At 65.3% G+C, this 251-nt stretch carries 1 protein-coding gene; it reads right to left on the bottom strand.

Annotated elements, in window-relative coordinates; genetic code table 11:
• Positions 1-251, bottom strand: a 251-nt coding sequence (locus tag SB756_RS33145) for an SDR family NAD(P)-dependent oxidoreductase (protein WP_410913644.1), incomplete at both ends; no start/stop codon positions are given.

Raw genomic sequence — 251 nt, 5'->3', positions numbered from 1 at the left:
CTGCTGTTCGACAACGAAGCTGTTGATCATCGAGTTCAGCGCCGCCTTGCTGGCTTTGTACAGGCAGACTTCACCGCCGTCCGGCACGGTCACGCTGCCCAGGATCGAGCTCATGAAGGCCAGCACGCCGCTGCCCTCGCGAACCTGGCCGACCAGGCGCCGGGCGACGCGGATGGGCGCCACTGCGTTGGTCATGAACAGGTCGCCGATGTCCTGGTTGCGGACGGTTTCCAGGTCTTGTGGCAGCGGGC

The sequence above is a fragment of the Pseudomonas sp. SIMBA_068 genome, assembly GCF_046534705.1.
GTDB lineage: Bacteria > Pseudomonadota > Gammaproteobacteria > Pseudomonadales > Pseudomonadaceae > Aquipseudomonas > Aquipseudomonas putida.
Note: the sequence above shows the minus strand (reverse complement) of the source record. Positions and strands in the feature narration are given on the sequence as shown.